Source organism: Streptomyces roseirectus, assembly GCF_014489635.1.
Lineage (GTDB): Bacteria > Actinomycetota > Actinomycetes > Streptomycetales > Streptomycetaceae > Streptomyces > Streptomyces roseirectus.
On record NZ_CP060828.1, the window covers coordinates 8190588 to 8199276 of the forward strand.

The 8689-nt window shown below is 72.9% G+C and carries 7 protein-coding genes; all 7 read left to right on the forward strand.

The window, feature by feature from the left end:
* The first annotated feature begins 92 nt into the window (after positions 1-92).
* The 7 genes from hisS to IAG44_RS35470 all read left to right on the forward strand — a co-directional run bounded on the left by hisS (position 93) and on the right by IAG44_RS35470 (position 8662).
* Positions 93-1421 carry a histidine--tRNA ligase gene (gene hisS / locus IAG44_RS35440; RefSeq protein ID WP_187751155.1) on the forward strand — a complete coding sequence of 443 codons (1329 nt, stop codon included), beginning with the start codon at positions 93-95 and terminating at the stop codon, positions 1419-1421.
* A 723-nt stretch (positions 1422-2144) separates the two neighbouring features.
* Positions 2145-2783, forward strand: coding sequence for a LysE family translocator (locus IAG44_RS35445; protein WP_187751156.1), 639 nt, complete (start codon positions 2145-2147; stop codon positions 2781-2783).
* Positions 2784-3156: 373 nt separating this feature from the next.
* Entirely contained in the window at positions 3157-3738 is a 582-nt protein-coding gene (locus IAG44_RS35450; RefSeq protein WP_223006815.1) for a GTP cyclohydrolase II, read from the forward strand.
* A gap of 15 nt (positions 3739-3753) precedes the next feature.
* Positions 3754-5451 (forward strand): WD40 repeat domain-containing protein, encoded by a 1698-nt coding sequence (locus IAG44_RS35455; RefSeq protein ID WP_187751158.1) that lies wholly within the window; start codon positions 3754-3756, stop codon positions 5449-5451.
* A 56-nt stretch (positions 5452-5507) separates the two neighbouring features.
* Positions 5508-6458, forward strand: a complete 951-nt coding sequence (locus IAG44_RS35460; protein ID WP_187752986.1) for a formylglycine-generating enzyme family protein — start codon at positions 5508-5510, stop codon at positions 6456-6458.
* A complete protein-coding gene (locus IAG44_RS35465) occupies positions 6455-7489 on the forward strand; it encodes a formylglycine-generating enzyme family protein (protein ID WP_246562282.1) in 1035 nt (344 codons plus the stop codon). The genes IAG44_RS35460 and IAG44_RS35465 overlap by 4 nt, the downstream gene beginning before the upstream one ends.
* Positions 7490-7501: 12 nt before the next feature.
* Positions 7502-8662: a flavodoxin family protein gene (locus tag IAG44_RS35470; RefSeq protein ID WP_187751159.1), complete on the forward strand. Its 1161-nt coding sequence runs from the start codon at positions 7502-7504 to the stop codon at positions 8660-8662.
* Positions 8663-8689 lie beyond the last annotated feature (27 nt).

An 8689-nucleotide genomic window follows, 5' to 3' on the forward strand; every position in this document is an offset into this window, starting at 1 on the left:
CGGACCCCGTTCTGCCAGGGCCGGCCGGTGTTCTGCCGGGCCGACCGGCCGGTGTTTTGCTCTGGGGTGCCGGGTTCCGGGACTATGGCGCCATGGCCTCGTTGAAACAGTTCGATCCCGCGTCCGGCACGCGTGACTTCCTTGCCGCCGAGTACGAGAGGAGGGAGCGCGCGTTCGCGACGATCCGCGACGTGTTCTCGCGGTACGGCTTCCAGCCCCTCCAGACGCCGGCGTTCGAGCGGCTGGACGTCCTCACCGGCAAGTACGGCGACGAGGGCGACAAGCTCGTCTTCAAGATCCTGCGGCGCGGCGAGCACGAGGCGTCCGGCGAGGCCGACCTCGCCCTGCGCTACGACCTGACGGTGCCCCTGACCCGCGCGGTCGCCGCCTACGGCAGCCAGCTGCCGTCCCCGTACAAGCGGTACGCGATCGCCCCCGTGTGGCGTGCCGACCGGCCGGGCAAGGGCCGCTTCCGCGAGTTCGTGCAGTGCGACCTGGACATCGTGGGCTCCTCGTCCCCGCTGTCCGACGCCGAGGTCGTCCTCGCCCTGTACGACGCGCTGACCTCGCTCGGCGTGCCCGAGTTCCGGTTCATGGTGAACTCCCGGCACGTGCTGCTCGGCCTGCTCGACGCGTACGACGTCCCCGCCGACCTCGGTCCGGGCGTCCTGATCACGCTCGACAAGCTCGACAAGCTCGCCCCCGAGGCCGTCGTCGCCGAACTGGTCACCGGCCGCGGGCTGCCGCGGGAAGCGGCGAAGGGGCTGGTGGACGACCTCACCGCGCCGGACGCCGACGCGCGGATCAGGGCGGAGCTGAAGTCCAGCGCCACCGGTCAGGAGGGCCTGGCGGAGGTGGACCGGCTGCTTGAGCTGACGGGCGACGTGATCCCCGCCGAGCGGATCGGGTTCTCCCCGAACCTCGTGCGCGGCCTCGACTACTACACCGGCATCATCTTCGAGGTCGCGGCCCCGGGCATGCCGGGGTCGATCGCCTCCGGCGGCCGTTACGACGGCCTCATCGCCCGGCTCGGCGGCAAGGACGCGCCCGCCTGCGGCGGCTCGCTCGGCATCGAACGGATCCTGCCGCTCCTCGCGGACACCGACGCGGACGACTACGCGCAGACCGACGTCGCCGTCACCGTGATGGGCGAGGACCTGGCGGCGGACAGCTTCCGGCTGGCGGCGGAGATCCGCCGGGCCGGGGTCCGCACGGGCGTCTACCTCGGGGCCAGCGGCAAGTTCGCCAAGCAGATGAAGTGGGCGAGCGACCAGGGCGCCCGGTTCTGCGTGATCTACGGCAACACGGAGCGCGACGCCGGCGTGGTCACGCTGCGGGACATGGTCAGCGGCGAGCAGACCGAGGTCCCGCTCACCGAGGCCGCCGCCGAACTCGCCCGGCGGTGCGCGCCGACCGACTGACGGCCGGACCGTCGAGGTGACGGCTGAGCCGGGGGCACGACCCCCTGGCCCAGCCGGAGCCGATACCCCGCCCCCCTGCCCCGCCCGGCTCGGCTCGGCTCGCCCCGCCCGGCTCGGCTCGCTTGCTCGCCCGGCCCGGCCCGCCCGCCCGGTCCGGCCCGTCCGTCCCCTGCCCCGCCCGCCCGGCTCGCCCTGCCCGGCCCGGCCCGCCCGCCCGGTCCGGCCCGTCCGTCCCCTGCCCCGCCCGCCCGGCTCGCCCTGCCCGGCTCGGCTCGCTTGCTCGCCCGGACCCGCCTGCTCGCCCGGCTTGGCTCGCCCCGCCCGCCCGGCCCGGCTCGTCCCGCCCGTCCCGCCCGGCCCGGCCCGCCCGGCCCGCCCGTCCCGCCCGGCCCGGCCCGCCCGGCCCGGCCCGCCCGGCCCGCCCGGCCCGCCCGGTCCGTCCGTTCCCCTGCCCTGCCCGGCTCGGCTCGCTTGCTCGCCCGGACCCGCCTGCTCGCTCGGCTTGGCTCGCCCCGCCCGCCCGCCCGCCCGCCCGGCCGGCCCGGCTCGCCCCGCCCGGCCCGCCCGGCTCGCCCGGCCCGGCCCGCCCGGTTCGGTCCGGTGGCGTGTTCGGTGCGGTCACCCGCCCCTCGCGGGCATCGCCCCAGCGGCCCCGATTCCGCATTCCGAGCAGGTCGCAGGTGTCCTTGTGACTGCGAAGACGCCCGTGGTTTCATGGTCTTCATGCTGTCCACAGACCGGTTACTGGCCTTCTCGGCCATGTCGTTCCTGCTGATCGTGATACCCGGGCCGAGCGTGCTGTTCGTGATCGGCAGGGCGTTGGCGCAGGGCCGCCGGGCCGCGCTGACCACGGTCGCGGGCAACACGCTCGGCGCCTATCTGCTCGTCATCGCCGTCGCGCTCGGGGTGGGCTCCCTGGTCGAGCGGTCGGTCGTCGTCTTCACCACGCTGAAGCTGCTGGGCGCGGGCTACCTCGTGTACCTCGGCGTCAAGGCGTTCCGCCAGCGGGGCGCGCTACACGACTCCTTCACGGGGGACGGACCCGTCTACGGCGGTATGCGCACGCTGTGGGAGGGGTTCGCGGTCGGGGTGGCCAACCCCAAGACCATCGTGTTCTTCGCGGCCGTGCTGCCGCAGTTCGTGGACCGGGACCAGGGCCACGTCGCCCTCCAGATGCTTCTGCTCGGCCTCGTCTTCAACATCATCGCCGTGGCCTCCGACTCGGTCTGGGGCATCGCCGCCTCCACCGCGCGGCAGTGGTTCGCCCGCTCCCCGAAACGGCTCTCCCTCGTCGGCGGCGTCGGCGGCCTCTCGATGATCGCCCTCGGCGTCACCGTCGCCGCGACGGGCCGCGGCGACTAGCCCCTCAGCCCTCAGCCCCACAGTTCCCGCACCGCACCGGCACGCCATCCCGTATGGCGTGCCCGTGCGGCTTTTTAGCGTGCCCGCGTCTTGATTATGTCCGGAGGCCGATCCCCGACTTCCAAGACTATGGGACTCTCCCTTGACAGCCCGAAAACCGTGCGAGACGGTGACGGTGGATCAAGTCGGGACCCGCGGCATTCGAAATGCGGCAGAAGTGGTGAGACGGTCCCGGCTGGACGCGTAGCCGACTTGAGGGTGGCGGTGACGGGGAATGTCATTAGAGAGCCGTTCTTCCTACTCGCTCAATGGAATGCAGACGCCTGAGTCGACCAGTGAAAGTCGGCCGGAACAGCCCCGAATACGGACGAGAGTGCGGGTTTCGCTGGAAGTCGCCGACGGCGAGTTCGCGGCGACCGAGGTCATCACCTTCGACGGCTTGGACGACGGCCGCGAACACCTCGTCGTGGTGTTCGGAGACGCCCTGGAGCAGCCCGTTCCGATCGTCCGGCTGCACTCCGAGTGCCTGACCGGCGACGTGCTCGGCTCGACCCGCTGCGACTGCGGACCGCAGTTGCGCGAGGCCATGGCCCTGATGCACAGACGCGGCGGCATCCTGCTCTACCTGCGCCAGGAGGGCCGGGATATCGGGCTCTACAACAAGCTCGACGCCTATGCGCTGCAGGACACCGGAATGGATACGTTCGAAGCGAATCGGGCGCTGAATTTCCTGGACGATCAGCGCACCTATTCCTCCGCCGCGCAGATGCTCGTCGCACTCGGACTCAAAGAGGTGGAGATCCTTTCGAACAATCCCGAAAAGATCCGCCAGCTGCGTGAGAACGGTGTTCTGGTCCAAGGTCAGCGACGTACCGGTGTGCATGTCACCGATTCGAATCGCGCCTATCTGAAAGCGAAAGTGGTGCACGCCGGCCATTCCATCGACATCGACTGACGAGGAGTCGGGACCGTGATCCAGCACAGGAGTCCGATCAGCGGCATCGCCGCCTACGCGGACCAGTACATCGCCAGCGCCGGCTACGACAATCAGGTCATCCTCTGGGACCAGGGCACCCAGCGCCCGGTGAACCGCGTCCTGCACGACCACCTCGCGAACCAGTGCGCGTTCAGCCCCGACGGATCCCTGCTGGTGACCTCGTCCAGCGACTACACCGCCCGCCTGTGGTCCGTCCCCGAGCTGCGGCTGCTCGCGGTGCTGAACGACCAGGCCGACGACGTCGAGATGTCGGCGTTCCACCCGTCCCGGGAGCTGATCGCCACCGCCTCCCGCGACCACCGGCTGCGCGTGTACGACTTCGGCGGGAACCTCGTGCACTCCTGCGCCGGGCACACCGCCGACGTCATCTCCGTCGACTGGTCCGCGGACGGCTCCGAGCTGGTCACCTCCAGCGACGACGGCACCGTCAAGCGCTGGTCCTCCAGCACCGGGGAGCTGCTGGAGGACATCGACCTCGGCGGCGTCGAGACCGACACGATCGTCATCGACGGCGACGGCACCATCTACGCGGGCAACGACGAGGGCCAGATCATCGTGATCCGCGGCGAGAGCCGCACGACGGTCCAGGGGCACGACGCCGGGATCAAGCGCCTGGTCCTGGGCGCCGGCCGCGACCTGCTGGTGAGCCTGAGCTACGACCGCAAGCTACTGCTGTGGCAGACCTCCGGCGGCGAGCTGCGCAGGGTCGGCGAGTCCGGCATCCCCGACGACGTGTGGCCCCGCTCCTGCGCCTTCGCGGCCGGCACCACCCTCGTCTTCGGCACCTTCGGCGCGTCCTACCGCTCCTTCGACTACACCACCGGCACCTGGTCCACCGCCGAGGTCGCCCCCACCCCGGGCGTCAACGCGGTCGTCGCCCACGCCGGCAGCGTCCACACCGTGGGCGACGCCGGCATCGTCCACCGCGACGGCGCCGAACAGGCCCGCATGGGCAGCCTCTGCAACTTCCTGACGCCGGTCGGCGAGGGCCTGACGGTGACGGGCGGGCAACTCGGCAAGGTGATGGACGCCGCCACCGGCCGTGTCCTGCACCAGCACCGGTCCCCCCTCAACTGCGGCGTCCGCTTCGAGGTGGACGGCGTCGCCCACGTTCTGATCGGCGCCTACACGGGCGAGGGCCTGGTGTTCAGGATCGACGCCGACGGCGAGCCGCGCCACGTGACCGACGTGGCGCTGCACGAGAACGCCGTCAAGGGCGTCGCCGCCTCGGGCGACCTGCTCTTCTCCGTGTGCGCCGACACCGGGGTGGCCTGGCACGACGCGCGCACCCTCAAGCTCGTGCACCGTATCGAGGGCGCCCACGACCGGATCGCCAACGGCTGCGTCGGCCTGAGCGGCGGACACTTCGCCAGCGTGGGACGCGACCTGAAACTGCGGATCTGGTCGCCGGACTTCAGCGCCGAGGTGATCCCCACGACCCACCCCAACTCCATCAAGTGCATCGCCGCCGACACCTCGGGACGCCTCATCGCGACCGGCTCCTACCACGGCCACGTCAAGGTCTACGACCGTGAGAGCAAGACGTGGACCGTCGAGGACAGGCCGACGACATCCGGGATCTCCTCCCTCGCCTACGACGAGGACCGCGGGCTGTTCCTGGCCGGCTCCTACGACAGCGCGGTCTACGAGATACCGGGGGAGTCCGCGTGACCGCTCGGCCCCTGCCGATAGTCAAGGACCCCAACCGGCTCGACGACCGGGGGGCGATGGGACTGCCCGCGTCGCTCGTGGAGCGGCTGCCGCACGACGTGTTCGCGGGCCACCCCGACCTGTTCGGGGCCTCGCCCGCCGACCTCGTCGCCGTCTGCGAGGACGAGAACCAGAAGTTCGCCCGCCGCTACGCCGCCGGGTCGCTGCTGGCGCTCCTCGGCGACCCCCGGATCCGGCCCGACGACCCCGAGACCGTCCCGGTGCCGGCGGCGCGCTGCGCGATCGGGATTCCGCCGGAGCGCGTCGAAGCGGTGGTGCGCCAGTGGGCCGACGTCGGCGTCCTGGACTCCTGGATCCGCAAGGAGGCGCCCCGCCACGAGGTCGACATCGAGGCGTTCCGGATCATGCGGTACCCGGTCACCAACCTGGAGTACCGCCTGTTCCTCGACGACACCGGGCACGACGTCCTGCCCACCTCCTGGGAACTGGGCAGCTACCCCCTCCACCAGGCCAACCACCCCGTGTGGACCGTGCGCCCCGAGGACGCCGACGCCTACGCGGCCTGGCTCGCCGAACGCACCGGACGCGCGTTCCGGCTGCCGACCGAGGCCGAGTGGGAGTACGCGGCAGGCGGCGGCGACAGCGAGCGGGAGTTCCCCTGGGGGCCCGACTTCCGCAGCGACCACGCCAACACCGTCGAGGAGGGACCGCTGACCACCACCCCGGTCGGCATCTACCCGGCGGGCCGCAGCGTGTTCGGCGCCGACGACATGGCCGGGAACGTGGAGGAGTTCGTCGCCGACGACTACGCCGCCTACCCCGGCGGCGACGAGGTCGCCGACGACCTCACGACCCGGGGCAGCTACCGGGTGGCGCGCGGCGGCAGCTTCACCCGCTTCGGCGACCTGGCCCGCTGCGCGCGCCGCCACGGCTGGTTCGACCGCCGGATCTACGCGATCGGCTTCCGGCTCGTCGAGGCCCGTCGAGGAGAGGAGGTGACGCCGTGACCCTCGCGAGCGGACACACGATGGCCATCGACCTGGACGTGATCGGCGACCGGCAGGCCATGCGGCTGCCCCCGCAGTTCCAGGGACGCTGCGAACCGGACGTCCTCGGCGAACACGCGGCCCGGCTGCTGGGGGAGTACCCCGGCGCCCTCGCCCGGATCGCCGAGGACCCCGCGGCGCCCTTCGAACGGCGGTACATGGCCGCGACCCTCTGCGGGCTGGTCGGCGACCCCCGGGTGCGGCCCGAGGACCCGGCCATGGTGGACGTCCCGGCCGCCCGGGTGCGCGTCGGGCTCGACGAGGCGCGCATCCCCGCGATCCTGGAGCGCTGGCCGGACGCCGGGCTCAAGGAGGCGTACCTGCGCAAGGAGTGCCCGGCCCACGACGTGGAGATCGGCGCGTTCCGCATCATGCGCTACCCGGTGACCAACCTGGAGTACCGGCGCTTCCTGGAGGACACCGGGGCCCGGTGGCTGCCCACCTCCTGGCAGTTCGGCTGCTACCCCGACCAACTCGGCAACCACCCCGTGTGGACGGTCCCGGCACAGGCCGCCGACGCCTACGCGGAGTGGCTGGCCGAGCGCACCGGACGCGCGTTCCGGCTGCCGACCGAGGCCGAGTGGGAGTACGCGGCGACCGGCGGCGAACCCCGCGAGTACCCCTGGGGCGACACCTTCGACGAGCACGCCGCGAACACCTCCGAGGCGGGCCCGCTGTCCACCACCCCCGTCGGCGTCTACCCGGCGGGCGCCTCGCCCTTCGGGGTCCTGGACCTCGCCGGGAACGTCGAGGAGTACACGGCCGACGACTACGGCCCCTACCCGGGCGGTGAGCTGATCGCCGACGACCTCGTCCCCTACCCGGGCGGCATGCGCTCCGGCGACGCGCGGCTGCGCTCCCTCAGCACCTACCGGATCGTGCGCGGCGGCAGCTTCACCCGGGGCGGCGACCTCGCCCGCTGCCGGCGCCGGCACGGCCTGTACGACCGGTCCCACTACGCGGTCGGCTTCCGGCTCGCGGAATCTCCCTAGGGCGGAGCACGCATGCACAGGACGCCCCGGGTCGCGGTCATCCACTACAGCAGGAACGGCACCGTCCACGCGCTCGCGCGGGCGGCGGCCGCAGGAGCGGAGGCGGACGGGGCACAGGTGCGCCTGCTCCGGGTGGGCGGAGAACACGGCACGGCGCCCGTCCACGAGGACCTGCTGTGGGCGGACGGCATGGTGCTCGCCACGCCGACCTACTTCGGCAACATCGCCTCCCCGCTCAAGCAGTTCATCGAGGCGGCCTCCCCCCTGTGGCGCGAAGGAGCGCTCGCCGACCGGGTGGTCACCGGCATCACCACCTCCAACAGCCCGCACGGCGGACGGGAGACGACCCTGCTCGCCCTCTACCAGAGCATGTACCACTGGGGCGCGCTGATCCTCCCGGCCGGGACCACGGACGGGGCGTTCACCGCCGCCGGCGGCAACCCCTACGGCGTCGCCGCCCCCGCCGACCCCGACGGCGTGACCGACACCGTGCACCAGCGGGCGGCGCAGGCCCTCGGGGCCCGGCTCAGCCGCGCCTGCGCCCGCATGGCACGCCCGCCGTCCGGCCCCCTCGGTCCCGGCGGGCCGAGCCGGGTCGCGGTCGTCTGCGACCCGACCGAACCCGGCACCCGCACCCTGGCGTCCGCACTCGCGGAGGGCGCCGAGAAGGCGGGCGCCGAGGTGCGGCTGCTCCACACCGGCAGCCCGCACGGCGCCACGCCGGCCGACGTGGAGTGGGCGGACGCCGTCGCGCTCGGCGGGCCCGCGTTCCTCGGGGGCCTCTCGCCGCTCCTGACGCGCTTCCTCGCCGACTGCGAGCCGCTGCGCGCCTCGGGCAAGCTCGACGGCAAGGCGGCGACCGGGTTCGTCACGGCCCCGCAGCCGCACAGCGGCAGCGAATCCGCGCTGCTCGCCCTCTACCACGCCATGCACCACTGGGGAGCGGTCATCGTGCCGCCCGGCTACACGGACCCGTCGATCACGATCGCCGGCGGCAACCCGTACGGGATCTCCCACACGACGGCCCACGGACCGCTGCCCGGCCGGGACGTCCTGGCGGCGGCGGTCTTCCAGGGCGCCCGGCTGGCCCGCGTCACCGCACGGCTGCGCGGCCCGCACCACCCGGACCCCGTGGTCCGGCGCGAGCCCGCGCGGCCACCGGCCGTCCGCTGACACCCCAAGGCCCGTCCGGCACCCCGC

Coding starts and splice junctions, on each gene's coding strand:
- hisS (WP_187751155.1), top strand. CDS start 93: ATGGCCTCGTTGAAACAGTTCGATCCCGCGTCCGGCACGCGTGACTTC.
- IAG44_RS35445 (WP_187751156.1), top strand. CDS start 2,145: ATGCTGTCCACAGACCGGTTACTGGCCTTCTCGGCCATGTCGTTCCTG.
- IAG44_RS35460 (WP_187752986.1), top strand. CDS start 5,508: ATGGGACTGCCCGCGTCGCTCGTGGAGCGGCTGCCGCACGACGTGTTC.
- IAG44_RS35470 (WP_187751159.1), top strand. CDS start 7,502: ATGCACAGGACGCCCCGGGTCGCGGTCATCCACTACAGCAGGAACGGC.